General features: G+C 53.9%; 22 protein-coding genes. 14 read left to right on the top strand and 8 right to left on the bottom strand.

Features of this window, described 5'->3' with window-relative positions; all coding sequences use genetic code 11:
* Positions 1-182: 182 nt before the first annotated feature.
* From AC6IZD_RS04170 to AC6IZD_RS04185, 4 genes are all read right to left on the bottom strand, one after another.
* Positions 183-836 carry a zf-HC2 domain-containing protein gene (locus tag AC6IZD_RS04170; protein ID WP_497786425.1) on the bottom strand — a complete coding sequence of 218 codons (654 nt, stop codon included), beginning with the start codon at positions 834-836 and terminating at the stop codon, positions 183-185.
* Positions 833-1,567, bottom strand: coding sequence for an RNA polymerase sigma factor (locus tag AC6IZD_RS04175; protein ID WP_497786426.1), 735 nt, complete (start codon positions 1,565-1,567; stop codon positions 833-835). Before AC6IZD_RS04175 ends, AC6IZD_RS04170 begins: the two co-directional genes overlap by 4 nt.
* A gap of 223 nt (positions 1,568-1,790) precedes the next feature.
* On the bottom strand, positions 1,791-2,441 hold the full coding sequence (locus tag AC6IZD_RS04180) for a hypothetical protein (protein ID WP_497786427.1): 651 nt from the start codon (positions 2,439-2,441) through the stop codon (positions 1,791-1,793).
* A gap of 67 nt (positions 2,442-2,508) precedes the next feature.
* On the bottom strand, positions 2,509-2,946 hold the full coding sequence (locus tag AC6IZD_RS04185; RefSeq protein ID WP_497786428.1) for a hypothetical protein: 438 nt from the start codon (positions 2,944-2,946) through the stop codon (positions 2,509-2,511).
* An 88-nt stretch (positions 2,947-3,034) separates the two neighbouring features.
* Here AC6IZD_RS04185 and AC6IZD_RS04190 point away from each other — a divergent pair, with 88 nt between their 5' ends.
* The 12 genes from AC6IZD_RS04190 to AC6IZD_RS04245 all read left to right on the top strand — a co-directional run bounded on the left by AC6IZD_RS04190 (position 3,035) and on the right by AC6IZD_RS04245 (position 18,376).
* Positions 3,035-3,361, top strand: coding sequence for a hypothetical protein (locus tag AC6IZD_RS04190; protein ID WP_497786429.1), 327 nt, complete (start codon positions 3,035-3,037; stop codon positions 3,359-3,361).
* 370 nt (positions 3,362-3,731) lie between these two features.
* Positions 3,732-5,105, top strand: a complete 1,374-nt coding sequence (locus AC6IZD_RS04195; protein ID WP_497786430.1) for an exopolysaccharide biosynthesis polyprenyl glycosylphosphotransferase — start codon at positions 3,732-3,734, stop codon at positions 5,103-5,105.
* Between the two features lie 137 nt (positions 5,106-5,242).
* Positions 5,243-7,660 (top strand): capsule assembly Wzi family protein, encoded by a 2,418-nt coding sequence (locus tag AC6IZD_RS04200; protein WP_497786431.1) that lies wholly within the window; start codon positions 5,243-5,245, stop codon positions 7,658-7,660.
* A 39-nt stretch (positions 7,661-7,699) separates the two neighbouring features.
* Positions 7,700-8,242 carry a dTDP-4-dehydrorhamnose 3,5-epimerase gene (gene rfbC / locus AC6IZD_RS04205; RefSeq protein WP_497786432.1) on the top strand — a complete coding sequence of 181 codons (543 nt, stop codon included), beginning with the start codon at positions 7,700-7,702 and terminating at the stop codon, positions 8,240-8,242.
* A gap of 9 nt (positions 8,243-8,251) precedes the next feature.
* On the top strand, positions 8,252-9,154 hold the full coding sequence (rfbD, locus tag AC6IZD_RS04210) for a dTDP-4-dehydrorhamnose reductase (protein ID WP_497786433.1): 903 nt from the start codon (positions 8,252-8,254) through the stop codon (positions 9,152-9,154).
* Between the two features lie 320 nt (positions 9,155-9,474).
* Positions 9,475-11,820, top strand: a complete 2,346-nt coding sequence (locus AC6IZD_RS04215) for an SLBB domain-containing protein (protein WP_497786434.1) — start codon at positions 9,475-9,477, stop codon at positions 11,818-11,820.
* A gap of 67 nt (positions 11,821-11,887) precedes the next feature.
* The gene (locus AC6IZD_RS04220; protein WP_497786435.1) at positions 11,888-13,126 is read left to right on the top strand and encodes a GumC family protein; all 1,239 of its coding nucleotides are present in this window, start codon (positions 11,888-11,890) and stop codon (positions 13,124-13,126) included.
* 29 nt (positions 13,127-13,155) lie between these two features.
* Positions 13,156-14,061, top strand: coding sequence for a glycosyltransferase family 2 protein (locus AC6IZD_RS04225; protein ID WP_497786436.1), 906 nt, complete (start codon positions 13,156-13,158; stop codon positions 14,059-14,061).
* 238 nt (positions 14,062-14,299) lie between these two features.
* On the top strand, positions 14,300-15,508 hold the full coding sequence (locus tag AC6IZD_RS04230) for an O-antigen ligase family protein (protein ID WP_497786437.1): 1,209 nt from the start codon (positions 14,300-14,302) through the stop codon (positions 15,506-15,508).
* A 35-nt stretch (positions 15,509-15,543) separates the two neighbouring features.
* Positions 15,544-16,401, top strand: coding sequence for a glycosyltransferase family 2 protein (locus AC6IZD_RS04235; protein ID WP_497786438.1), 858 nt, complete (start codon positions 15,544-15,546; stop codon positions 16,399-16,401).
* 142 nt (positions 16,402-16,543) lie between these two features.
* Complete coding sequence (locus tag AC6IZD_RS04240; protein WP_497786439.1) at positions 16,544-17,458, top strand: CgeB family protein; 915 nt, start codon at positions 16,544-16,546, stop codon at positions 17,456-17,458.
* Between the two features lie 60 nt (positions 17,459-17,518).
* Positions 17,519-18,376, top strand: coding sequence for a hypothetical protein (locus AC6IZD_RS04245; RefSeq protein WP_497786440.1), 858 nt, complete (start codon positions 17,519-17,521; stop codon positions 18,374-18,376).
* Here AC6IZD_RS04245 and AC6IZD_RS04250 read toward each other — a convergent pair.
* The 3 genes from AC6IZD_RS04250 to AC6IZD_RS04260 form a co-directional block, all read right to left on the bottom strand.
* A complete protein-coding gene (locus AC6IZD_RS04250) occupies positions 18,336-19,019 on the bottom strand; it encodes an FkbM family methyltransferase (RefSeq protein ID WP_497786441.1) in 684 nt (227 codons plus the stop codon). The genes AC6IZD_RS04245 and AC6IZD_RS04250 overlap by 41 nt on opposite strands.
* Before the next feature lie 144 nt (positions 19,020-19,163).
* Positions 19,164-19,862 carry a hypothetical protein gene (locus AC6IZD_RS04255; RefSeq protein ID WP_497786442.1) on the bottom strand — a complete coding sequence of 233 codons (699 nt, stop codon included), beginning with the start codon at positions 19,860-19,862 and terminating at the stop codon, positions 19,164-19,166.
* Between the two features lie 15 nt (positions 19,863-19,877).
* A complete protein-coding gene (locus AC6IZD_RS04260; protein ID WP_497786443.1) occupies positions 19,878-21,311 on the bottom strand; it encodes a lipopolysaccharide biosynthesis protein in 1,434 nt (477 codons plus the stop codon).
* Between the two features lie 290 nt (positions 21,312-21,601).
* Between AC6IZD_RS04260 and AC6IZD_RS04265 the strand changes: the two genes are divergently transcribed.
* A complete protein-coding gene (locus tag AC6IZD_RS04265; protein ID WP_497786444.1) occupies positions 21,602-22,819 on the top strand; it encodes a glycosyltransferase in 1,218 nt (405 codons plus the stop codon).
* Positions 22,820-22,846: 27 nt separating this feature from the next.
* Here the strand turns inward: AC6IZD_RS04265 and AC6IZD_RS04270 are convergent, their stop codons facing one another.
* Positions 22,847-24,106, bottom strand: a complete 1,260-nt coding sequence (locus tag AC6IZD_RS04270) for an L-lactate MFS transporter (RefSeq protein ID WP_497786445.1) — start codon at positions 24,104-24,106, stop codon at positions 22,847-22,849.
* A gap of 360 nt (positions 24,107-24,466) precedes the next feature.
* Here AC6IZD_RS04270 and AC6IZD_RS04275 point away from each other — a divergent pair, with 360 nt between their 5' ends.
* Positions 24,467-25,777, top strand: a complete 1,311-nt coding sequence (locus AC6IZD_RS04275; protein ID WP_497786446.1) for a M23 family metallopeptidase — start codon at positions 24,467-24,469, stop codon at positions 25,775-25,777.
* Positions 25,778-25,786: the final 9 nt, after the last annotated feature.

Below are 25,786 nucleotides of genomic sequence, written 5' to 3' on the forward strand. Positions count from 1 at the left end.
TTCAGGGTGAGCCTCCTGCTTAACTGACGAGTAAGTCTCATTAATGGAGTCAGTTTAAGAGTTGCGGGCGAGGGAAGCAAATGGTTGTGTGAGCCTCAACGGTGAATGAAAGGCGGATTCTTCGTTCTGCAATAAGGCGAACCCTGTTGGGTTCGCCTTGAACTCTCGACTCCAGTTCAGAGTTAGCCGCCAACGTTGATGTTGGCAAACGAAATCACGAGTCGCCCGCTAGTCGGAATCCCGAAACTCGTTGCGGGGCGGAACTGAGTAAAGATCAATGCATTCTTCATCTCGGGGCTTAGCTCGCTGCTCGAGTTCAGAACACGATAGTCCTGCACGCGGCCATGAGCGTCGATGGCAACTTCCACGAGTACGCCGTCATTGCTGAGGCCACTCTCCATACCGAATGGAGCCAGCGTCATCTCAGGAGGCGTATAGAGCATCGTGGGCACGTCGTTGGCGCTGGAGAGATGCGCCGGAACGAGTACGCCGATCAGAAGTCCGAAAATGAGGACGGCGGAAACCAATCCTGCGGCGGCAGGGAACATGAATGCATTCAGCGCATTCTCCCACCGAACTTTGAAGCTCTCCCAGCGGCTAACGCGCTGTGAAGCTAATTGCTGCGAAACGGCTACCTTTAGCCTGAGCGCTAATTCCGGCGGCGCTACGTGGGGCTGCATGGTTTTCATCAACCACTTTGTCCTTCGTAGAGTCGCATACTCCGCGCTGCAGTTCTCGCATGTGCCCATGTGCTCATCGAGCGCAATGGTCTCATTATTGTCCAGCATCGAGTCCAGCATCGGAGAAAACAAACGCTTTGCTTCGGTGCACTTCATGGTGTGACCTCAATCTCCCGATTCCCCTGCGCGATCTTGCGAGTACGACCTTTGCCGTCGGACTGCGAAGAGGTTTCTGCTTCCGGGCCCAATTCGTGGGCATAGCGTTCGAGCCGCTTGCGTAACGCTTCGCGCCCGCGAACCAGTCTCGACTTAACAGTGCCCAACGAAGTCTCAGTCATCTCTGCGATTTCTTCATACGACAGGTCTTCAATGTCACGAAGAACCACAACAGTGCGATAGTGCTCCGGCAATTCCTGCAGCACCTGCTCCACGCGGGCTCGCACCTGACTACGTGCGACAGTTTCGAAAGGCGATTCGCCAGAGTCCATAAGACTGTCGCGCAGGTTATCCGATTGGCCCTGGGAGTCATCCCGGCTGGGTTCAATCGAAAGTTCCTGCACTTTATGGCGGAAGAACCAGCGGCGGCGGTTGCTTGCCTCGTGGATCGCAATGCGATACATCCACGTTTTCAAGCTGCTTTCGCCGTTGAACTTTGCCATCCCGCGAAAGACCTTTATGAAAACTTCCTGTGTGGTGTCGGGTGCGTCGGTAGGATCGTCCAGAATTCGGTAGACGAGATTGTAGATGGTCTGATGGTACTGTGAGATAAGCCGCGTGTAGGCATCTTCATTCCCCGCCTTTAGCTCGGCGACGATTGAAGTTTCATCGGGGCGCATATCCCATGCGCTGGCCAGATCGCCCACGGTCGTAACTCCCACGGCACTCACCGTACGACCTCCATAGTAATCCCGTTAGCTCCTGCCAAACAACCCACACCAGAGCTGCAAGTTTCTGAAATTGCGAAACATGCTTGCTGTGGCACTTCAATTAAGGCGTTTCCCCCGGGCATACCGACCCCGGACGGTTTGCCTTACACCCTTAATAGACCCCGAACTGGGCCGAAATGTTCCCGACTCGCACGCCAAATAACGACATCGAGCTCAGAGTGGACTATTTCGAGGGCGTCTGAGAACTGGTTTGCGTGCTCTTGGCCTTCTTCTTAGGCTTGGGCTGTTCGTCGTCCACTACGACCTTGCTGGGAGTTTTTGCGGAGGTTTTTGCAGCCACTTGAGAGCGGAGCCGGGCCAACTCGGCATCGTTCGATCCGGCCAAAGTGTCAACGCGCTCAGCGACTTGACGACGGAGCTGGTCAATCTGCGAAACGTCGGAGGCCAGCAGGTCGTATTGGTCTTTAGGGCCAAAGGCACCTGCAGATTCCGCGAGTGTCGAGAATGTGTCGTAAAGAGCATTCAGGTTGCGGTAGAGCCGGAAGTTTGCGTTCAGAGAAGATGGCGCGGCCTGGATTCGCTGAATAAGGTCGGGGACGGCGTACTGGAGATTTCGGCGAATTGAGTCGGCACTTGCGACTGATTGTTGCTTGGCAGCAGCTTCGGTCTTCCACTTGTCGATACGCACTCGGGCAAGGTCGCCATCGGATTTCCGCGCGGCAGACTGGATCCGGCTGAGCAGGTCGTTCAGGGCTTGAGCATCGGGCGACACCGATTGAGTCGAGGCCATCGCCGGGGCCGTGTTTGAGCTTTCACTGGGGGCCTGTGCCCAGAGCGTGGAGGAAGCGAGCAGGACGAAAACGGCTATCTTCATAAGCACGTTCCAAGGAAACGGTAATTCCTGAGTAGTAGGATGCGGTGCGCTCGCCGAAAGCTGCAACTCACGGAATCTTCTGTTGTAACCCTGGCTGCTGCTTCTGTTGCCCCGGTTGGCGGGCGCCCGGCGTCATGAAATTGTGGAACATCAGCCAGAGCACGATGGCAAACAGGACCAGCGCTACCACGGCCCCTAGCAGTTTCATGGACATGTTGGCACGTGGAACGACGGTAGCTGGATTGGGCGGGTGGTAATCGACGGCAGGATCGTGAGGTCCGCGGATCGGAGTCACTTTGGAATGAGAAGGCGTTTTCGGGGGCGCCTGCATGGGATCCGGCTCGGGATGTTCCGGAGACCGCAAGAACTCATCAGTAAGAGACTCCTTGTCATCCCCGAGTAGCGGATGATCTCCGTATTTGCTGTCTCCGCCTTCTACATACTCGTTTTCGGGACTCTGCCTGGACTGCGACTCGCGCTTGTATTCCCGCCCGTTGTTCGCCATTCGGATTGAGATGCATAACGCAAGTCGATGGGAGTTGGATTACGCATCTCAATCCGGAAGAAGGAAATTGAAAACGGGCAGGTGTGAGATGAGCGACAGGGCAGATGAACGCGATGATTTCGAAGAGCCTAGAGATGACTACGAAGCGCGTCTCGATGAGCTTGGGTCAGACCCGGGACAGGTAGGACCGACCAGCGGAGGCCGCTCGGGAGATACACAGGGAATTTCCGGAACGAGTGAAGCTGCCCCAGAAAGCGTTGAGGAGTTGGCAGACAACGACCAAAGCTTTGAAGCCGGAGTGATCGGCGGTGTAGAAGAAGCTGGCGACGAGCCGGAGCGGCCTGTGCGTGTCCACGAAGATCCGCGTCCCAAGCACGATAGTGAGTTGCCGCCTGATGCCGACTGGTCTCAATAGTCGGTAAGTAGGCGAGTCGCGTGCCGTTCCCGCGTCCCTGTTTTTGTCTAATCAGAAAAGGACTGCGGGATATGGCACGGCCAACCTAAGCAATAAAGTAGTTTTTACCCACCTGTACCTCGCAAGCCACCGACCCTTAGACAGTTCTGCTGACAACTCCACCGCAGGAACGCGCCTCGAACTTCAGCATCGACCGTCTACGCTGGCCGACCCTCGCCCACGAGGTTCGGAGAAGCGAATCTGCAACTGAATTTTGTGACAGTGGCCCTCTGCACTGGCCAAAGTTGACATCAAACGTTTGTAGAACAACGACGGCGCAAACATGACGCGATGAAACGTCGGTGAGTTCTGCGCGCTGGGTGGGGTGAAAATGATTCGGCGATTGAGTTTGTACGAATTCTTTTTTCGTAGCTGCTGTTTTCTCCTTCCTTTTCTAGCCTTTTTCATCAGTGGTGTTGGGCTGCGATCTTTATCGTTAATAAATCCGCTCAGTCATGATTACGTGTACTTATGCATAACGTTCACGTTTGTGTGGATCGTATGCTCGGCCCACTACCGAGTCACCAGCATTGAGTCGCTGTTTCTTGATTCGGATGGTGTGCAGAACTGCGTAAAGGCTGCGGCATGGACGTACATGCTTGGGTTAAGTGCGCTGTTCTTCTATCGCGGTGCCTCGTACTCTCGTCTGCTGTTCGGTGTGAGTGCCCTGCTGATGCTTGCCGGTGTGCTGATATTGCGATCGGCGTTCCGCCGCATTATTGACAAGGCTGGCAAGGAGAAAGACCGCATCCGGATCATCATCATCGGAGCGGACCGGTTCGCGCAGAAAACGTCCGACAGTTTACGCAACAGTTCGATGGCACCGTGCGAGACGGTAGCGTTCGTGCGCATTCCGGGGCAGAAGGTTGACGTGGAGCCAGGGGTTCCCGTGTTTGAGATGGAGCAGTTAATGCGCCAGAACCTGAAGCACTTTGCAAATGACATGGTGCTCGCGGCTTCGGCCGAAATGCTCCCCATCCTTTCGCACCTGATCGACCAACTTCGTGAATTGGCGATTCCCATTCGTTTCTGCATCGATCTTGGTCCTGATGTGAAAGTGCGTGAGCGCTTCTTCAGAATTGGCGGAACGCACATGCTGGACGTGCATGTCGCACCTTCGGAGACGATCAACTACGTAGTCCTAAAGCGCTGTTTCGACGTTGTGTTCTCACTCGTGACGCTGGTAATTACTGCGATTCCAATGTTGCTGATCGCGCTTGCCGTGAAGCTCTCATCTCCGGGACCAGTGTTCTTTGTCCAAGAGCGGGTTGGGATCAACGGACAACTTTTCAAAATGCTGAAGTTCCGCACCATGAAGGTGGCTCCTCCGTCTCTAACGGATATTTGCTGGGCCGATACTTCACGCAGCACCCCGATTGGAGACTTCCTGCGACGCTGCAGTCTGGATGAGTTGCCACAGTTCTTCAATGTGTTGATGGGCGACATGAGTGTGGTTGGACCGCGTCCGGAGCGTCCACATTTTGTTGAGAAGTTCAACGACGAGGTAGACGCGTACAACGCGCGTCATCACCTGAAGTCAGGCATCACGGGATGGGCGCAGGTGAATGGATTGCGCGGCGATACGGATATCAGCAAAAGGATCGAACTGGACCTGTACTATATCCAGAACTGGAGTCTGATATTTGATGTACGTATCATCCTCATGACTCTGATGTCAGGCATCTTCGCGCAAAACGCGTACTAACATCTACAGGCGAGTTGCGGATTGCTGCGTATAAAGCAGTGGAAAATTCTTTGCGTGTACGTGAGCTGCTGCTGTCACGTAAGAACAGTGGGTAAGAGATCGTGCCATTTTCCAGATTACATCCCGGGATGCTAAAGGTGCGGAAATGGTTCGCGTTCGCTTTGATCGCGGCACTGGCTTTCAGCACCCAAGCGCAAGGGCAGGATGCAGCTCAGACGAGCGTGAATCCAGTGATACAGGCGAACGACGAGAATGAGCGCGGTGTGCGAGTGAAGTATTTCCCACGCAACATTCTTCAGGATCAGGAAGCACTGTTCACTTCGCCGCTCCGCATGAATGAGTCGCAATGGAAGCGTCTCGTGCCGTTGACTGTGTTCACCGTTGGGTTGGTCGCCTCAGACACGGCATTTGAGAAGCACGTGACGACAACGCCATCGACGGTTTCGCAATTCACCTCGCTTTCAAACTACGGTGTCGCAGCCCTGGCCGGAGCTACGGGCGGAATGTACTTGTGGGGCAAGTTCGCGAAGAATGATCGCATGCGCGAAACGGGCTACCTCGGCGGAGAGGCCGCCGTGGATGCGTTTCTCGATACCACAATGATCAAGTACGTCGCAGGACGCGATCGGCCGTTCACGGCAAATGGGCGAGGCAATTTCTTTGACGGGGGAAGTTCGTTCCCGTCGCAACATGCCGCCGTCAGTTGGGCTATCGCGAGCGTCGTTGCACACGAGTATCCCGGGCCATTGACGAAGATCGCCAGTTACGGATTGGCCGGCATGGTAAGCGCTGCTCGAATCGAGGGACACAATCACTTCCTCAGCGATGCCGTGATCGGCAGTGCGATTGGTTGGTATCTGGGGCGACAGGTATATCGTGCGCGATCAAGCGATGCCGATATAGATCCGCACCGCTGGGGCAAGTTCATCAAGTACTCCGGCGAAGAAGAGGAGCGTGCAACAAGCCAGATGGGATCCAGTTTCGTGCCGCTGGATAGCTGGGTCTATGCAGCCTTCGACCGCTTGACTGCAATGGGGTTCGTGAATGCCGGTTCCGCTGCGTTGCGTCCATGGACGCGACTGGAGTGCGCAAGGAAGCTCGCGGAAGCTAAAGAGAAAGACTGGGAAGAGAATCCCATTGCAGCGCAGTCGATCCGGTCACTCGAAGGCGAGCTCAGCTATGAAACCAGATTGATCGGCGGAGAGAAGAACTCTGCGGCTGAAGTGGAAAGCGTGTACGCACGCTTGACTGGGATCTCTGGTACGCCGCTTCGCGATTCATATCATTTCGGTCAGACAATAACCGACGATTATGGGCGTCCATACGGTGAGGGTACGAACGCCGTTAGTGGCATCAGCATGCATGCGGAAACGGGGCCACTCGCGTTCTACGTACGCGGAGAGTATCAGTACGCATCGTCGCTTCCTGCATACAATTCGACGGCACAAGCCGAGATTGCAACCACCGACAATTTGCCGGTTGGATATGGATCTTCGGGCATTCGTAGTGTCAGTCGCTTTCGTCCCATCGAGGCATACGTGGCCTTGAATATGGCCGACTGGCAATTGAGTTTCGGGCAGCAGAGCTTGTGGTGGGGGCCGGGGCGAAGCACGAGCCTGATATTGTCCAACAACTCTGAGGCGATGCCGATGGTGCGTCTGAGTCGGGTCAGTGGACTCAAACTTCCATTGCTGGGCCAGATGCGGGCAGATGCATTCGTCTCACGCGTAGGCGGGACGCACTTCATACGCCTGGGACGCACATTCGTCCTCAACGGTAGTCCTAATCGCTCATTGGAAAGACAGCCCTACATCTGGGGAGTGGACGCGTCGTTTGCGCCTACGGAAAATCTTGAGTTTGGGTTCGGCCTGACGTCAATGATTGCTGGACTGGGACGGCCACTCAACCTGAGGACGTGGGTACACTCGTTCTCGGGATCAGGGAACGGCCAGGCCGTCGATCCGGGGGACCGCAGGACGGAATTCAATTTCAGCTATCGTATTCCAGGCATGCGCGACTGGCTGACCCTGTATGCGCAGGGGATGGCCGAAGATGAACCGCTACCGCTCGTGTATCCGCGGCGCTCGGCAATGAACCCAGGCATTTATCTTTCGAGGGTACCCGGCGTCCCGAAGCTCGATCTGCGAGTGGAGGGCGTCTACACGAATCTCCCGGGATTGAGACATCAAGGCTTTTACTATTTCAACGCGCATTACGCTGACGGCTATCGCAACTACGGCCAGGTGATCGGCAGTTGGATTGGTCGTCAGGGTAGCGGAGGAGCAGCAACCAGTACATACTGGTTTACGGGGCGCAACACCGCTTCGGTGAGCTATCGCCACATGATCGTCGACAAGAGCTTTCTTCTCGGCGGACAGATGGACGATTACTCTGGAGCGGTGACGTGGATGATCAAACCAGGAGTGGAACTGTCGGCGACGGCTCAAGTCGAGCGATGGAAATTTCCGCTGATTGCTGCAGGATTGCAGTCGGATGTCTCCACATCGGTTCAGATCCGTGTTTATCCTCACGCGCGCTCCGCAGCCAAGCCGTAGAGCATGGCTGCAACTACTCAGAATTGGTACCAGGGGCACATGAAAGTAAGAAAGACGAAGATTCCAGAGGTGCTGGTTCTCGAACCAGAGGTGTTTGGGGACGACCGCGGATTCTTTCTTGAAAGCTACAACCAGAAAACTCTCGAAGAACTCGGCATTCGGCGAAACTTCGTTCAGGACAATCACTCTCGCTCATCGCGCAACGTGCTGCGTGGATTGCATTACCAGCTCCAGCAAACACAGGGGAAACTGCTTCGTGTAGTCGCAGGCTCGATCTGGGATGTCGCGCTCGACATTCGCCGCAGTTCGCCGACTTTCGGACAGTGGGTGGCCGAGGAACTGTCGGCAGAGAATAAGCGGGTTTTTTGGATCCCCGAGGGCTTCGCGCACGGCTTTGTCGTAACTTCGGACTCGGCTGACGTGTTATACAAGGCGACGGATTTCTACATGCCGTCGAGCGAACGCTCAATCCTGTGGAACGATCCTGAACTAAAGATTGAGTGGCCGCTGAGTGGCGAGCCATTGCTTTCCAAGAAAGACCGCGCTGGAGTGCCGCTCCACGACGCTGAAGTATTTGAATAGGACTGAAACTTGCGAATTTTGATAACGGGAGCTACTGGACAGCTCGGAACGGATCTAATCCCAGTATTGAGGCAGCAGGGCGAGGTGGTCGCAGTTGGTCGTAAGGAATGCGACCTCTCCTCCGCCGCTGCGATCAGGAAATGTGTGGCCGAGGTTCGTCCTTCGGTCATTGTGAACCCGGCCGCATATACGGCGGTCAACGATGCGGAGTCGCATCGCGATCTTTGCTATGCAGTCAACTCTACGGCGCCGGGCATCCTGGCCGAAGAAGCGCGAAAGCTAGGGGCGGTGTTTATTCACTACTCCACTGATTATGTCTTTGATGGCAACAAGCATGGGGCGTACGTGGAATCGGACACTCCGGCTCCTCTGAATGTTTACGGAGCGAGCAAGTTGGTAGGCGAGCGCGCCGTAGCGGATGTTGGTGGACGCTGGATCGTTATGCGCACGAGTTGGGTGTATGGCGCGAATGGGAACAACTTTTTGCTCACCATACGGCGCTTGGCGCATGACAGGGAAGAACTAAAGATTGTCGATGATCAAGTGGGTGGACCTACGAGCTCCATTCAACTGGCAAGGGCAACGGCACGAATCGTGCAGCAGTTCGGATTAGCGTCGGAAAATGAATTTCCTTCTGGCGTGTATCACGCTACAGCCGCGGGCGGCGTTTCATGGTGCGGATTTGCCCGCGCGATTGTTGATGGCCTCCGGAATGCTGAGACATTCAAGGTGAGGTCAATTACGGGAATTCCGTCTAGCGAATATCCGACGCCTGCACCCAGGCCACTGAACTCCGTTCTCAGCAACGAAAAGTTCGAACGCACGTTCGGATTTCGGATCGAGGACTGGAGGGACGGTTTGGCCGAAGTGATCCGCGAAATACATTCTCGCGAGGCAAAGCCCACGATTTGACAAGGGGAAGTAGAATGGCTGCCTGAGTTGATGGTGATTTACGCGAAGAGTCAGAGTTGTTCCCGTTTCGTAGAGCAAGCGCTATTTAAGTTATTGCGCAGTATGTGGCGGCAGTTCCGTTGCAGAAACCAGTTACGTTTGGGGAGACAATGCTCGGAATTCGGAGTGGATGCAGACGTGAATCATCGGGCTCTAACGCATCAAGTCATCGAAAACTTCTCCTGCTGTTGACGGTTGTGGCCGTTGCAGGTTCTTGCCTGGCGCAACAAGTTGAAACAGGCGTAGGCACCGGCACCCGTCCGTCACAGGCGGATTGCGCGTTGGCTGCTAGTAGTGGGCGTCTGTTATCTGGCTGTGGCGCAAGTTCAGAAGACACGGGCAATGGGATCGGCGGTACGAGCCGGCAGCAGGGGATACAAGAAGCTGCGCCTATCCAGCCACCGCAACTGACGGGCGCCCGACCTGAAACACCGGAAACGCGCACTGTCGCTCCGGTGAATCCGTCCGAGCGCAGACGGGTGGAAGCCCCAGTACGTCCGCACAACGAGTTTGAGCAAATTGTTGCAGATAGTTTGGGACGTGCGATCCCGCGCTTTGGACAGTCTCTGTTTGCCCAGCCTCCGAGCACATTTGCCCCTACAGACCGAACGCAGGTTCCGAGCGATTACATCATCGGGCCAGATGATGAGTTGCAGATACGAGTCTGGGGTCAATTGAATGCGGACCTCCGCACCGTGGTCGATCGCTCCGGGCAGATCTACATTCCCCGCGTGGGGCAGATCTCCGTTTCGGGCCTGCGATATAGCGAACTGAACAAGGATTTGAAGGCGGAAATCGGAAAGTACTTCCACGACTTCGATCTCTCGGTGAACATTGGGCGGATACGCTCGATTCAGGTTTACGTTGTCGGACAGGCGCGATACCCGGGAACATACACCATCAGTTCGCTCGGTACGCTAGTCAATGCCATCTTTGCCTCCGGAGGCCCATCGGACCAGGGTTCCCTACGCGATGTGCAAGTGCAGCGTGATGGCAAGACTCTCACTCATTTTGACTTTTACGAACTGCTTGTAAGGGGTGACAAGTCGAAAGACGTACGGCTGCAATCGGGCGACGTGTTGTATTACCCGCCGAGTGGTCCACTGGTGGCCGTCGCAGGGTCGGTGAACACCCCCGCCATTTACGAGATTAAGTCGGACTCGACCGTCGCCGACGCAATCGAGATTGCAGGCGGCATGAGCACCGTGGCCGATACGAATAAGATCACGCTCGAACGGATCAGCAATCACGCAGAGCGCTCCGTCTTGGAGTTTCCGTTTGATGCCCAATCACGCGAGTTGAAGCTGACTGATGGCGACATCCTGAGAGTGTTGTCCATCGTTCCACGATTCAGTAATGCCGTGACGTTGCGTGGCAATGTTGCCAATCCCGGACGGTATTCGTGGAAGCCAGGGATGCGGGTTCGCGACCTGATTCCCGATGCGCAGACGTTGTTAACCCGGCCCTACTGGATGGGACGAGCGGCCATGACTGACGCTCGCAGCACGGAGTATCCCGTGCGCGTGCCGCCAAGGCCGACGATAGCTCCGCCCGGCACGACTCCAGCGACTAGCCAAACCAATACGGGAGTAGTTTCTGGACAGGCCGATCTGGACGTAACCCAGGGAACTCTGCCGACGCAGTTTGGCGTCAGGAGTTCGAACGCGGAGACGCTGACCGGGGATCTGCATCGTGCGTCCCCCGAGATCAATTGGAACTATGCGATTATCCAGCGAATTGACCCAGTCAATCTGTCAGTGAGGCTACTGTCTTTCGACCTGGGCAAGGCTGTGCTGGAAGGCGATCCGGCGAACAATCTGGAATTGCAGTCCGACGACATCATCACAGTGTTTTCTCAGGCTGATGTATCTGTTCCGCAAAGCGTGCGAGCGCGGTACATACGTCTGGAAGGTGAAGTCGTGCGTGCCGGAGTTTACAAGGTAGAGCAGGGCGAACTGATCCGGGACGTCGTCAGGAGAGCTGGCGGTCTGACGCAGAACGCCTATATCTACGGTACTCAGTTTACGAGGGAATCCGCGCGCCTCGAGCAGCAGAAGAGCATTGATGAACTTGCCCGCACGCTGGAAGGAGAGATATTGCAGGCCCAGATCGCGGCCGGAATGACCTCTCCTCAAAACGCGCAACAAACGATGATTGCGCAGGTGAGAAACGCGAGGGCCACCGGGCGTGTTGTACTTACCCTGAAGCCTACGGCCAACTCTATAGACGCATACCCGGCAATTGCAGTGGAGGACAACGATCGTATTGTGATTCCGCATCTCCCCTCTACAGTGTCTGTGGTCGGAATGGTCTATAATCCGGGCTCGTTTGTCTATGACCCGCATCGGAAAGTGGGTGACTACTTGAGAATGGCAGGGAAAGGCAAACCACACTCGGATCTGCGGCACGCGTTTGTACTGCGGGCGGATGGTACTGTGGTTGCTCGAAATGCAGTCAACGGCGTGTTAGTGGGAAACAAATTTGAACAGTTGAGAATGTACCCGGGAGATCAAATTGTGGTGCCGACGAAGATCCCCACGGGAGCCTTGGTTCGTGGACTCCGCGACTGGAGCCAGATCTCTTCACAACTGGCGATAACAGGTGCTGAACTGGCTCTCATTCACTGACGGGCTAACGAACTGACATGATGGCTGAGACAAGCATTTGCAGCTTCAATTCGGGAGACGATCCAGCATGAAGTCGGAATTCATCAGCGAGCAAAGTCGTGAACTAGGTAGACACGCCGCGCCCGCGCAAGATGTTCAACTGCTGGACCTGTTGATTATCCTTTTAAGGCGCCGGAACTTTATCGTCAGATTTACGGTTGGGGCGGCGCTCTTGTCCATCGTCACTGTTCTGTTGATTCCGAGGCAGTACACGGCTGCGGCGACAGTCTTACCTCCCAACCAGCCCTCCTCTATGAGTTCGGCCTTATTGAACCAGCTTAGCTCTGCTGCAGGAGCCGGAGCGTTGGCGTCGCTTGCAAGCGGCAGTCTTGGTGTTAAGAATTCCGGTGAGATGTATGTTTCTCTGTTTCGTAGCCGGACGGTTGAAGACTCCGTTATACAGCGCTTCGATCTGGAGAGAAGGTATCGCCAGAAGAAAATGTCCGATGCCCGCAAGTCATTTGAGAATCATTCGACCGTGGCACTTGGCGCGAAAGACGGCCTGCTTCGAATAACGGTGAGAGACCGCGATCCAAACATGGCTTCAAATATAGCCAATGGATATGTGGACGAATTCAAAAAGCTCTCGGCTAACTTGGCAATCACAGAAGCAGGACAGCGCCGTGTATTCTTTCAGCAACAATTGCTGGAGGCACGAGAAAACCTAACCAACGCAGAAGAGGCAATGAAGAGGACCCAGGAAACGACGGGGGTCCTTCAAATCGACAGTCAGGCAAAAGCCTTGATTGAATCGGCTGCAATGCTGCGTGGGCAGGCTGTGGCAAAGGAAATCCAGATCCAAGCGATGCGTTCCTATGCTACCGAGGATAATCCGGAGTTGATTGTCGCGAAGCGGCAGTACGCCGAGCTTCAAGCGCAACTGAGTAAACTGGCCGGACAAGACTCGGGCTCCGATTTCATCGTGGCAAAGGGAAGAGCGCCTAAAGTTGGACTGGAGTATCTCCGCAAGCTTCGCGACGTGAAGTATTACGAAACCATCTTCGAACTGATCGCAAAGCAATTTGAATTGGCTAAACTCGATGAAGCTCGCCAAGGCGCCGTCATTCAGATTGCTGACGCTGCAGTACCTCCAGACAAGTCATCGTTTCCTCCGCGCGCATTAATTGTTGTCTTAGTGACCTTGTTTGCATTCGGAATCGCTATTCTCTGGGTTATGGCATCCGAGCGATGGTCGGAGGCTATGGTTGACCCAGAGAAGCACAGCAAGATGTTGACGGTACGCGCACTGCTCAGAAACAAGCAGTGAACGGTAGAACGTTCATTGAATGTTGAATCATGATTCTCAGGAGCAGTCATTTGAGCGAAAACGCGAGCATATGCGGGGGGATCCGATGCAGAGGCATTGCGGTTGAGGGCAGCGAAGACCACCCTCTCGTTACTGTAATCACGGCTGTATACAACGGAAAGCAGTACATGGCGGAATGCATTGAAAGTGTGTTGTGCCAAGATTATCCATACATCGAACACATCATAATGGATGGTGGATCGACTGATGGAACTGTCAACGTGCTGCAACAATACGACGACAAAGTTGCGTTGTGGCGCAGCGAGAGGGATTCGGGGATTTATCACGCCTGGAATAAAGCTCTAGTTGAGGCGCGCGGCGAGTGGATCTGCTTTCTGGGAGCAGACGACCAATTGCTCAAAAATGCAGTTTCGGAGTACATGGACCTCGCGAAGCGATATCCGCAAGCGGACTACTTAAGCTCGAAAGTGAAAGTGGTACATCCTTCGGGATATGAGAGGACGTTGGGGTGCGCTTGGTCTTGGAGAAAGTTCTCCAGGAAGATGTGCACACCTCACGTGGGAAGCATGCATCGCCGCAGTCTGTTTCAGCGATTAGGGACCTATGACACTTCTTACCGGATTGTCGCAGACTATGAGTTACTGCTCCGCGCGCGGCACGAGCTCAAAACCGCATACATGCCCGTAGTAACCGCGCTAATGAGGGCAGGAGGCGTGGGCAGTACAAGATTGGCTCAGGTGGAGACTGCGCGTGCGAAGGTTGCAACCGGGGGGCTGAGTAAGTTCCGGACCAAGATTGAGTTCTATTCAGAAATGGCTGTTTCGCTACTACGCCCTTCGGTTCGTCGCGTGCTGGTCACAATAAACGAATGGCGACCTAGTTCTGAAAACTCGGTCATACAAAGCGCTAATAAGACCAGGGTTGGATCAGATTGAGGTGCCCACTTCCGGGCTTTAGCTACTTTCTTTCGACAAGAGACCGATGACGCTACTCGGGTACATCATGTTGCCAGTGGGACTGGCTGGACTATTTCTATCGACGAAGTGGTTGTACCGCTTGTGGGTGTTCTGGACCTTGTTTTCTGCTACATCCGCTGCAAATTTTGGCGAAGGCGAGAATGGTTCGGCCCTGCAGTTGTGGATGTTCTTCGGCTTACTCTGGCTAGTTCGACTGGTGATCGATCACACCTCTGCGCTTTCATTATCTATTGATAGGAGGATTCTTCTTCCCTGTCGCTGGCTAATCGCCTTTTGCCTTATTGCGGCGGTCTCGCTAATAATGCCGTTGTACATAAATGGTGGCCTTGTGATTGCTTCTCCGACACTGTTCGAAGGTGCGGACGCGCCGCTGTTCCTGACATTGCACAATGTGACACAGCTTTTGTATCTGTTCTTTGGATGCGGTATTGCGATTGCGGTGGCCCATACAAACCTGCGCGAGGAAAATAGGCACGAGACCGAGAAGATCTTGTTGGTTTCGGCTGTATTTGTTTCAGCGTGGGGGCTCTTACAGTTTGTTTGCAACGTAACAGGAATCCAATATCCGGACTACATCTTTAATAACTCCGGTTCCGCATCAGGAAAGGGATTCCTGGAGACGCTTGATGGAGTGGGAAGAATTAGCTCCGCTGCCGTTGAGCCTTCGGTATTTGCCCAAAGTCTAGTTACCTTGCTACCACTCACGATACCAGCCTGGCTTGAAAGAGGATCGGTTTTCTCTATATCAATCGACCGCCTTTGTTCGGTGTTCTTCGTTGTGCTATTGATCCTTAGTACATCCTCAAGTGCGTACTTGGGGATGGCGCTGCTGGGCATGTTGCTCGTGCCTGTTCTTGTGCGTACGCAAACTATGTCTGCGGCGAGAGCGATGAAACTTTCGATAATTATGACGGTGCTGGCGGGAATAGCGATCGCTGTGGCTGTATTCTCAATCTCAATTGTCGGAAACGTTTTGAATTCGTCTTTACTCGCTAAAGCAGCCTCAGGCTCCGGACTAGAGCGCGCGATGACTGTTGCACTTGCCTTCGGCTACTTTCAGAAATATCCGATTCTAGGGATTGGTTGGGGCAGTGCTACGTCTCATGATCTGCTCGTGAAGTTGTTGTCGAATGTTGGCATAATTGGGGCAGTCACTTTCCTTGGTGCGATGTATTGCATCCTGCGCGAAAACTGGCGAGCTTTGGAACCACTCATATTCTCAGCCAGCCTTTCACGCACGGCTTGGTTTCTGGGACTTTCGGTGTATCTCTGCTTGTGTACCCTCGGCGGATTCCCATTAGCATTTGGTAACTTTTGGCTGATTATCGGCATGGCAATATCAACAGCTTGGCCTGAAATGTCGGGGTCAGATCCGATTCCGGCACTTGCCTCAGAGTCGGTTTGAACGTAAAGAAAAAGAGAGTGGGTTAGAGAGTCGCTATGCCTCGCTTTAGCCTTATTGTTGCGACGGTCGATCGAACCAAGGAACTCTCTCTCCTTTTGGAGAGCCTTGCGAATCAGGAAATGCGCGATTTCGAGTTGATCGTTGTTGATCAGAATTCCGACGATCGCCTTTGTCCGTTACTGAAACGATGGACTGAAAGGATTGGAGATCAAAGTGAATCGACGCCGATTCAGTTGAAGTATCTCCGTTGCCCGCCGGGTGTTTCGCATGCTAGGAATGTGGGCATCGCGGAAAGCAGTGGAGAGATTCTTGCTTTTCCTGATGACGATTGCTGGTACCAGCCCGACACCTTGAAGAACGTAGACAGTTGGTTCAGGCAACACGAAGAATATGGCATTTTAAGCTTGGGTTGTAGAGATGAGATGGGGCGGATCAGTTCAAATCCGTGGTGGCAGGCAGAGTGCGATTTGAAATGGATCAACATCTTTCGCACCTCGGCCACATTTTGTTACTTCGTACGGCGTCCGGAGGTGACAATCCCATTACGTTTTGACGAACGGATTGGTCCTGGTTCAGGTACTACATTTGGATGTGGAGAGGACACAGACTTTCTACTGGTCCTGATGGCGCATGGGATTCGTGGCCGGTTCAATTCCACATTCTGTGTTGGCCACCCGCTTAGGAATGGATTTGTGGACGTACAGAGAGCGCGGAAGTATGGCGGTGGCTTCGGACGGGTACTTTCCAAACATTCGAATCCGTTTTTGTTCTATGCATTCGTTGTCTTTGACTTCACAAGAGCAGCGGGGCACGCCGTTTTCGGAAATCGCACCAGAGCCTCGCAATTGTGGGCACACGGCCAAGGCATGATTAGCGCTTACTTCTCTCGCTAGTCCCAACGAGATTTGCTTGCATTGAGACTCAGTGGAATCGACCAGAACAAATGCCGGTTTGCATCCGACGTTCGACTCAAAGGAACGGAGTGTGGACGAATGTCAGCTTCGATTCTTGAGGACTCCAGAAGGCACGGCAGTAATGTTTTATCCGCTTCTGTCCCTTGATCGTGCAATGGAGCAGGCCGGTGTGCAATCCATATTCAATCGCCAGAGCAAGGCAGAAATTGTTATCACGAAGATCGCATCTAGGCTGGGCTTAGTGCGCAACCTGTGGCGCTCACGCGTCGGCCCTGTATTTGTGGGCATGATGGCGCTTTCGGAACACAGGACTTGGCCTTTTGCTTATTGGAACGAGATTATTCCTTACTGTTTTGACTGTTGGCCCATGCACTACGAACGCTGGACAGCTTTCTTCATGAGACACCGCGTTCGATTTGCATTCTTTTCGGCGCGGCAATCCGCGCAGTACTTTGCGTTTGCACTTCCGCAAATGAAGTCGGTGTGGCTTCCAGAGGCTACAGATCCGAGCGAGTACAAGCCCCGTCTGGCGCTGTGCGAGAGGGACATAGATGTATTGGAGTTGGGAAGGAAGAACGACCGGTTCCACAATCAAGTTGTGAAGCCGCTAGCCGAAGCGAACAGGTTGCACCTTTATGAGCGCGTGAAGGGACAAATTATATTTCCGGACAGGAACCGCTTTATCGATGGTTTAGGACGGAGCAAGATATCGATTTGTTTTCCGTGCTCGCAAACACATCCAGAGCGGTCAGGGAATGTTGAGACAGTAACACACAGGTATTTTGAGTCAATTGCATCACGGTGTCTTATTGTGGGCCACGCTCCAGAAGAACTGAAGGATCTGTTCGGCTACAACCCCGTCATCGAGGTGCAGGAAGGATTCGAGGTCGAACAGATTCAGTCTGTCCTAAGCGACATTGGGTCATATCAAGACTTTGTTGACCGTAATTATCAGTGCCTTCTGGAGGTGGGTACGTGGAAGACACGGGTTGAGCAGATTCTCGACGACGTTCGGGCGCATTACACGCAGTCCTGAGTGCGGCTAAACATCACATCTTTCACCTTTGCATCTCACGTATGGAGGTAACCAGATCGGATGAGGGAAGCAAAATCTCGGAGCCTTCGTCACCAGCTAAGAAGAATCAAAAATCTAAGGCCCTTCGTGTGGGCTGAGGAAGTGTGGAGATTCGGGATTGTCACACCGGGGCTCAATGTGACGCGACAAACAGACCCGAGAGATGTGCTTGACCTTATTCGGAAACTGACACCCCAGCAGCTCGATATGCCATTGATCCGGATAGGAGGGACGGGGGATGGAGGTTATCTCATCCCTGACGACCTTGAAGGGATTGAATTTTGCTTTTCTCCTGGAGTGAATACGATCTGCGATTTTGAGAGCCAGTTGGCGGACCGCGGGATCAGGTCGTTTCTCGCAGACTATTCAGTCGAGTCTCCTCCGACGATGCGGCCAGAATTTACGTTTGATAAGAAGTACCTGGGGGCAATGGACAATGAGCGGTTCTTTACGCTTTCTTCGTGGAAGAATAAATACTTAAAGAACTACACCGGCGATCTTATCTTGCAGATGGACATCGAAGGCGGCGAATATCAGGTAGTTCTGAGTACTCCGGATGAGTTGCTACGTCAGTTTAGAATCATGGTGATCGAGTTTCACTCGCTGGAAAGGCTTTTTGATCCGATAGATTTTGGAATCCTGTCGTCGTGTTTCGAAAAATTGTTGGCGTCATTCCGCGTTGTTCACATCCATCCCAACAATTTTTATGGAACTGTCAAACGGGCAGGAATTGAAGTCCCGAGACTTATGGAATTCACTTTTGTAAATAAGAACCGCATGGGTGTTGGCAAACCAGTTCGCACATTTCCAAACCCACTGGACGCGCCCAATTCGCCACTTAGAAGAGATGTGCTCCTTCCTGAATGCTGGCGTTCCTAGCATTAGAGTGGTTGTCGCGAGAGCGAACAAAAACGCCATCCGCCTGAAGAAGTCGCCCAGAGGAATCGCGAAATCCAGGCTCTAGATTCCATAGCTCAAAATGGCGTGCGGCTAAGTATTCCACCATGTCTTGCATGAGCGGTTGCCCCTCGTAGAGTGGAGTTAGTGACAGTTCCAGATGCAAGCATTGGATATCTTCTAGCACCCTGGAGGCTCCTTCTAGAACATCGCGCTCGTAGCCCTGAACATCGATCTTGAGTAGAGCACGATGGGACCCAATGAATGATTGCACCTGGTCGTCCAAGCGGCCCATTGGAACCCGCTCCGTTCGAATGTACACGGACTCGGGCGCGGCGTTTCTGTGAGCATCTGTCATGGGCAGAATCGAACTGGAAAAGCTGTTGCCTGCGACGTGCATCTCCACTTCTCCGACGCGTGGGCCTAGGGCGATTCTTGGAGCCACAGTCCATCGGCTATCGCTTTCAGCTATGCGTGAAAGTTCTGCGTGGGGGGAGCTTAAGGGTTCGAAAGAGATGATTTCTCCGCGATAACCTAGCCCACGTAGCCAGCTCCCAAAAAATCCCGCGTTGGCGCCAACATCGATCACTAGATCGATGGAGTGAAGGTGAAGAAGGGCTGCCATTCGAGCCTCTTCTGAGCCGGACACGATGTTATATCCGAACCTCTGGGCACAGGATTTCACAAAACGTTTCGCCGATCCAATTACGCTCATTTGCCCTCCCGGCGATGCCTCGGATAATTGCGAGGCGAGCACCTGCCTTGGTAGTTAGTATTTTCCCAGACGGTAATTGCGAACACATTCACTGTTTCGAAAGAGCTTGGCCCATGCTGACGGATTATTCTCCGCGATGGAGCGGTGATGCTCCTTTATGAGGCGATTCACCGAGTTGAGGGCCTTCGCGCCTGCCCAGTCGCCGTTCCATACGACCCCAGTCTGCGGGTTCAGCGCATCCATGCAGAATATGTGATCGAAACCTTGAGCGCTCCTCCTGATCTTCCAGAGGTCAAAATCATGGATGACGATGGGAAGTCGATGCAAGCGCAATGAGGCAATTTGGGCAATCGTTCCAGCTCGTTGATCGCCCGTGGGCGAGTCATCCACAAAAACCAAGTCAGACTCTGCGAATGCGATTTCAGGAATCACAGATTCAATTGCTCCATCTATCAGCGTGAGCACGACTCGGTCGTCATTGCCAATATGGTTGAGAACGCTCTCGTGCCATTTGCAATCGTTCTCAAAAGACAACAACGATGTCATTCGGGGGAACGCATCGCGGTTCTGGAATGCAGGAGTGCTCACCAGCCCGGAACCTAGTTCGATGATACGCGCCGGTTCAACTATGGCTCCCAGACCGCATAGTACAGGTAAGTGGGTGGCATACGGCGCGTGCGACCTTGGTGCGAGATGGATGCTGCGGTGAAAGAGATACTTAGTCAGATTCCGAACGACGTTAGGTCTGGACATGGTGCCGTCTTTCCGTCACATACTTGTTGCATCTTGCACAACCAATGCTTGAGAAGATCTTGTTCTTTTCTCGTCGGATTCGGTCTGCAAGGCAGACAGCAGCCTAGGCAGGAACATTGCTGGTGCACAAACGAATAAAGCATAGGCGATATCGGTGCTCCACATAATGGCGGCAAGGTTGAAGCGCGGAGTCAGCACGAATTTCAGCAGCAGCGAGAGACCACACACTCCCAAAGCACAGATAACCTGGACGCGCATTCTGTTCGCCCCATTAAGGAAAACCGAGATCGCGCCGGCACCGGTACTTAGCATTGCCCACAGAGCCATGCTGGCCAGTAGAGATATTGACGCGTTAAAGCTCTTCCCCACCCAGATGTGCAATATCCAAGGGCCGAATAGGACGAGAAACACTCCCGAGGAAGCCGTTACTGCAAGAATGAGCTTCAAGGAACGCACCAGAGCACGTCGTGCCCAGGATATCTCTCCGCGGGCAATTGATTCTCCATATGCCGGCCACAATGGCATGAGCATCATAACCAGCACTCCCGGAATTACGGTGAACATCCTCATCGTAACGGCATAGGTAGATACCGCGGAGGGACCTAACAATTGCGAGATGATTAGATTGTCGGCGCTCGTTGAGACCACAACGCACGTTTGCAAGATAAAGAAGTACATCCCATAGTGGAGCAACTGCTTGATTTGTTTTTTGCTTACTTCGGACAAACGTGGGCGAAGTGCTGGACGCTGAACGCCGAACAGGAAAACGGCATTGAGCAAGGTAGCGAGGAGCGGTGCGCCAGTGATTGAAAGCACGAGCCAAGGGAGGCCGGCCCGGAAGTGCACCGCTAACAACAGCCCAGCGAGCCCCATGAGGCTGCCGACGGCAGTCCAAAGATTATTGGTGAATCCATCCTGGTAGCCAGTCTGAACGCGTTGCACGATTCCCAATGGCAGACCAGCCGCGAAACACATGATGAAAACGGCAGTCGCGGGACCGGACTCGCTGACTGCAAGTCCAGAAGTGACGTTGTAAAGGCGAGCCCACGGTACAGCATGATATCCAGCCAATAGAGCCACTGAAACTAACAGAGCTATTCCAGACAGCATAAAGAATGCGCTGGATACATAGCTTCGCGCCGCATGCTCATCGCCTTTTCCGTGGGATTCGGCAATGGCATTCAGGAGACCGTTGCCAATTCCGAGATCACTGAACGTGAGCATGGCTACGCTGGAACTGATGACCATCCAAAGCGCATACCGCTCGGTTCCAAGGTAATGAATTGTGAGCGGGACGGAAATGATCATGGTCAAAAGCAAAATGGCTTTGGCCGAAATAGATGTAACCGTAGTCAGGGCAATGCGCCGGTAGCGTTCGCGGGAACGTCCCTCGGCGGTACGGGTGTTGAAGGGTTTCAATCCCAGGAAGATTAGTTTGTCACTGATCATCCGAGCTTTCTGCGTGGGCCGCGTGGAGTGCGGGGGGCCTCCGACTGGCACTCGATGTAGCGTTCAGTAACTTTGATGCGAAATATTGCAACCGGGAGCACTGAACATTCAGGAACGCGTTCCCTAGCTGCCATCATCTTGCATCCTTCCGCCTTCATTGGTTTTTTCTTCCTATCGCGCAAGCATATAGAACATTGAGAGTTGACATCGTAGTATAAGGCGATAGTCTTGGCTCGTCGCGCATTTCTGATTATCTCGCTTGTTATGATTCATCGCGAAAGGTGAGATCCTTGCTTCCCACTTCAAATGCAGCGGACCCATTTTCTGGCCTTCGCGTCGCGATCGTCCATTACTGGTTTGTCTCCCGAGGTGGAGGTGAGAAGGTCGTAGAGGCATTAGCGGAGATGTTTCCGCAAGCCGATCTTTTCACACTTGTCGCTGATGGCGACACGCTGACACCTGCATTGCGGAAGCGAAATCTGCACACCTCGTTCTTGGGGTGGATTCCCGGCGCGACGAAATTTCATCGCCACTTTTTGTTTCTGCAACCGTTGGCGTTGGAACAGTTTGACCTGAGTGGTTACGACCTTGTGATTAGTTCGGAATCTGGCCCTGCGAAGGGTGTGATCACCTCTTCCGAGACCTGCCACATCTGCTACTGTCACACCCCAATGCGGTACATCTGGGACATGTATTCCGAGTACAAGCGTGGTATGGGATGGCTCGTAGGGACGATCTTCTCGTTGACCGCCCACTACATGCGCATATGGGATGTGGCGAGTGCCGCACGCGTGGATTATTTCATCGCTAATTCTCAATTCATCTCCTCTCGCATTCGCAAATACTACCGTCGGGAGAGCACGGTTATTCATCCCCCGGTCGACACCGAGAATGCATGGATCACCGACAAACCCGGTGAGTACTACTTGGTTGTCGGGCGCATGGTCGATTACAAGCGTTTTGATCTGGCCGTACAGGCATGTACCCGACTTGGTCGCCATCTGAGAGTTATAGGCGGAGGTCCGCGCTATAAAGACGTGCGAAGGATGGCCGGACCTACCATTGAGTTTCTTGGCAAGGTGAGCGACGAAGAACTGCACGAGAATCTCGCTGGATGCCGTGCGCTGTTGTTTCCGGGAGAAGAGGATTTCGGTATCGTTCCGGTCGAAGCGCAGAGTTTTGGTCGTCCGGTTATCGCCTATGGCTCCGGGGGCGTACTCGAAACTGTACGAGGAATTCGTCCAGGGGAAGTTGCCATCGAGAATCCAACTGGCCTCTTTTTCCGCGAACAGTCAGCAGAATCTCTGGCCGAGGCCATTCTTCATTTTGAGAATATCGAGGACCAATTCTCGCCGGATACGATTCGCCAGCATGCGCTGCAATTCTCGACGGAGATATTCAAGTCCAGGATGTCAGAGTTCATTGAATTCGCGTTGAGCGACTTCAAGACTCGGGACCGGACGCAAGAGGCGGCAAGACGAGATGCGCGGCCTGACTTCGTGGCTTGACCCCGCAAGCCGCTCAGAAACGCTGGTCTAAGCCGCCGAACGTTTGGGGAACGGAACAGTCTTTCCTGTATCCACTCTCGGGCGCTTTGCGATGAGTGGTAGCACCAGTGAGCAGATCATTACCACTGCGATTATGTAGATTGCAGTCTGGTAGTTTCCAGTCGTTTGCCGCACGCGTGCGATCAGGATGGGGGAGGGAACTGCTCCCGCGCCCCACGCGAGCAGGATCCATCCATAGATTCCACCCATGTACTTGGGGCCAAAGAAGTCGGCGGTGAACGATGGCATTGTGCCGAATCCGCCTCCATAGCAGAGGCCCACGGTTGCGACCGCAATTGTAAACAGAGTAGCTGAGTGCAGGTGCGGCAGAGCAAAGAAGACTCCTACCTGGATAAGGTAAAGGAGGAAGTACACACGTGCTCGGCCAAGATAATCGGATACGGCAGCCCAGAACACACGCCCCAATCCATTGAAGATCGAGATGACGCCCACGATTCCCGCTGCGGCGACCGGTGTCAGGCCCACGAGTTGCTGCGCCATTGGTGACGCCTGGCTGATGATCATGATTCCGGCCGAGACGTTGAGGAACAACATGAACCAGAGCAGCCAGAACTGCGGCGTCGACATTGCTTCTTTCACGGTGAAGTCGTAGGTCGACGCTTGTTTGGATACGGCCGAGCGAGGCTCCCATCCCGCAGGACGCCAGCCTTGTGGCGGGTTGACGTAGAACTGTGCGGTGACCACGACGACGACCAGGTACACGATGCCGAGCATCATGAATGTTGAAGGAACGCCACGGGCAGCAATCTCGCGAGCTGCTATTGGACTCATCACGAGCGCGCCCGCTCCGTAGCCGCAAACAGCGACACCCGTCATCAATCCGCGCATGTCCGGGAACCATTTCACGAGAGTCGCGACCGGGCAGATGTACCCCATCCCCATGCCGATTCCTGACACAACGCCGTACCCGAGGTACAAGCCTATGAGCGAGTTTCGAGCCGCAGCCATCGAGGCAATGAGATATCCCAAGCCGTACAGCACGCCAGCAACGCTTGCAACAATCCTCGGACCAACGCGATCTTGCCAGAGACCTCCGATTACGGTGCCCACGCCCAGAAACACTATAGCGAGAGTGAACGTCAGGGAGACTTGCGTGAGTGTCCAGTGTGCGGAATTGATGAGCGGTTTTACGAAGACGCTCCAACCGTACACTGCACCGAGGCATAGCTGCATGATGACCGCTGCCACCGCAATACCCCAACGATTTGCAAGACGTTCCGTCGCCATATTGTTTTCCATTCCTTAACACGACGCCGAAGTGGAATTCATGAGCCCGACGGTCCTTTGTCAGTCCTGCCCTCTTCAGCTTGCAGCGTTTGCTTAGTCACATCTCGCGCTGAACTCATTACCGCAAAATGTTCCGCACGCCGGAACCTTAGGATTGGCAACTGAGGACAAAGGGTTTCCTTATGCGCGAGGTTTCGCGAATGCTGCAACTCGCACATTCGCAACAGATAGTCGGCTTGGAGGCGGGGAAAGTTGCTGAAGTACTTAACCACACTCAGGTAAGGTGCGAGGCAGATGAGAAGCTCTTTTAGGTTCTACCCCTGATCGAATCCAGCATCTTACGGGAGCTACAATGCTCTCGTGAAAAAGGTAATTTTCTTCGCCAGCATCGTTTTGATCATCGTGTTGCCGTTTGCGTATTTGATTGGACGCTCCGCAACGCCCGTTGTGGAACTCCCAAATCCGATCAGCACAATTGGTCTGTCTACGCCTGTATCAGTTCATGTCCGCGACCGTCGTGGCATCCGTAAGCTCGCCGCATACGTCGAGCAAAACGGCTCGCAATATCGCGTGTGGGAAGCCGGGCAGCCTTCAAAGCTGAAGGACAGCACGTGGAGCTTCGTGACCGGAGTGAACAGCACTCCGCAGTTGAAGGACGGCAAAGCGAAGCTGGTCGTCGAGGCCACGTCGAATGACTTCATGCGCAAAACGACGCGCGTGGAACGCGATGTGATGGTGATTACTCGGGCTCCCATGGTCACCGCAGACTCAGAACAGCACTACCTGTATCAAGGCATGGCCGAAATGGTCACCTTCAACGTTTCGGGTACTTACACGGAGGCGGGAGTTCGCGTTGGCGATCAGACGTTCCGCTCCTGGCCGATGCCGGGCGGCAAGCCGGGAACGTTCTCGCTGTTTGCGTTTGCTTGGAATATGCCTGGCACCACTGTTCCTGTTGTGTATGCTTCAAATGGCACGGGAACCGATGCAACCGGCCCCATGGTCATCCAGTTCCCCAAAAAGGAGCAGCCTCACTACACTGTTCACGAACTGCAGATCAGTGATCAGTTTATTCAGAAAGTAGTCAATGAACTCGACCCGAGCGGATCGGGTGATCCGGTTGCGCGCTTCGTGAAGATCAACAACGAGATGCGTCGCTCTAATAACAAGACGCTTTCAGATCTGCGTTTCAAGACCGCCGATCACTTCCTGTTCTCGCAGCCCTTCCAGCGCCAGTCGCATTCCTCTTCTGAAGCGACGTTTGCCGATGTTCGTAATTACATCTACAAGGGGCAGAAGATCGACCAGCAGGTTCACCTTGGCTACGATCTCGCAGTGACTCAGCATGTAGGTGTCGAGTCATCTAACGACGGGGTCGTGGTGTACGCCGCTCCACTCGGGATTTATGGAAATTGCGTTGTTGTTGATCACGGCTATGGACTGCAGACAATCTACGGCCACATGAGCCAGATCACGGTTCACGAAGGCGACACATTGAAACGCGGACAGGTGATGGGATTCAGCGGCATGACTGGAATGGCGGGTGGCGACCACATCCACTTTGCTATGCAGTTGGATGGCGTGCAGATCGATCCAAAAGAATGGTGGGACGCGCACTGGATCAAGGATCACATTGCCAAACGCATGGACCTGCCCGGGTTCCAGAACTAAGAGTCACCC

Source organism: Koromonas humicola (assembly GCF_059726255.1).

What these genes read in the sequence shown, in the direction of transcription:
- AC6IZD_RS04170 (WP_497786425.1), bottom strand. Translation starts at nt 836, where the DNA reads ATGAAGTGCACCGAAGCAAAGCGTTTGTTTTCTCCGATGCTGGACTCG.
- AC6IZD_RS04180 (WP_497786427.1), bottom strand. Translation starts at nt 2,441, where the DNA reads ATGAAGATAGCCGTTTTCGTCCTGCTCGCTTCCTCCACGCTCTGGGCA.
- AC6IZD_RS04185 (WP_497786428.1), bottom strand. Translation starts at nt 2,946, where the DNA reads ATGGCGAACAACGGGCGGGAATACAAGCGCGAGTCGCAGTCCAGGCAG.
- AC6IZD_RS04190 (WP_497786429.1), top strand. Translation starts at nt 3,035, where the DNA reads ATGAGCGACAGGGCAGATGAACGCGATGATTTCGAAGAGCCTAGAGAT.
- AC6IZD_RS04195 (WP_497786430.1), top strand. Translation starts at nt 3,732, where the DNA reads ATGATTCGGCGATTGAGTTTGTACGAATTCTTTTTTCGTAGCTGCTGT.
- rfbC (WP_497786432.1), top strand. Translation starts at nt 7,700, where the DNA reads ATGAAAGTAAGAAAGACGAAGATTCCAGAGGTGCTGGTTCTCGAACCA.
- AC6IZD_RS04220 (WP_497786435.1), top strand. Translation starts at nt 11,888, where the DNA reads ATGAAGTCGGAATTCATCAGCGAGCAAAGTCGTGAACTAGGTAGACAC.
- AC6IZD_RS04225 (WP_497786436.1), top strand. Translation starts at nt 13,156, where the DNA reads ATGATTCTCAGGAGCAGTCATTTGAGCGAAAACGCGAGCATATGCGGG.
- AC6IZD_RS04235 (WP_497786438.1), top strand. Translation starts at nt 15,544, where the DNA reads ATGCCTCGCTTTAGCCTTATTGTTGCGACGGTCGATCGAACCAAGGAA.
- AC6IZD_RS04240 (WP_497786439.1), top strand. Translation starts at nt 16,544, where the DNA reads ATGTTTTATCCGCTTCTGTCCCTTGATCGTGCAATGGAGCAGGCCGGT.
- AC6IZD_RS04245 (WP_497786440.1), top strand. Translation starts at nt 17,519, where the DNA reads ATGAGGGAAGCAAAATCTCGGAGCCTTCGTCACCAGCTAAGAAGAATC.
- AC6IZD_RS04250 (WP_497786441.1), bottom strand. Translation starts at nt 19,019, where the DNA reads ATGGCAGCCCTTCTTCACCTTCACTCCATCGATCTAGTGATCGATGTT.
- AC6IZD_RS04255 (WP_497786442.1), bottom strand. Translation starts at nt 19,862, where the DNA reads ATGTCCAGACCTAACGTCGTTCGGAATCTGACTAAGTATCTCTTTCAC.
- AC6IZD_RS04260 (WP_497786443.1), bottom strand. Translation starts at nt 21,311, where the DNA reads ATGATCAGTGACAAACTAATCTTCCTGGGATTGAAACCCTTCAACACC.
- AC6IZD_RS04270 (WP_497786445.1), bottom strand. Translation starts at nt 24,106, where the DNA reads ATGGCGACGGAACGTCTTGCAAATCGTTGGGGTATTGCGGTGGCAGCG.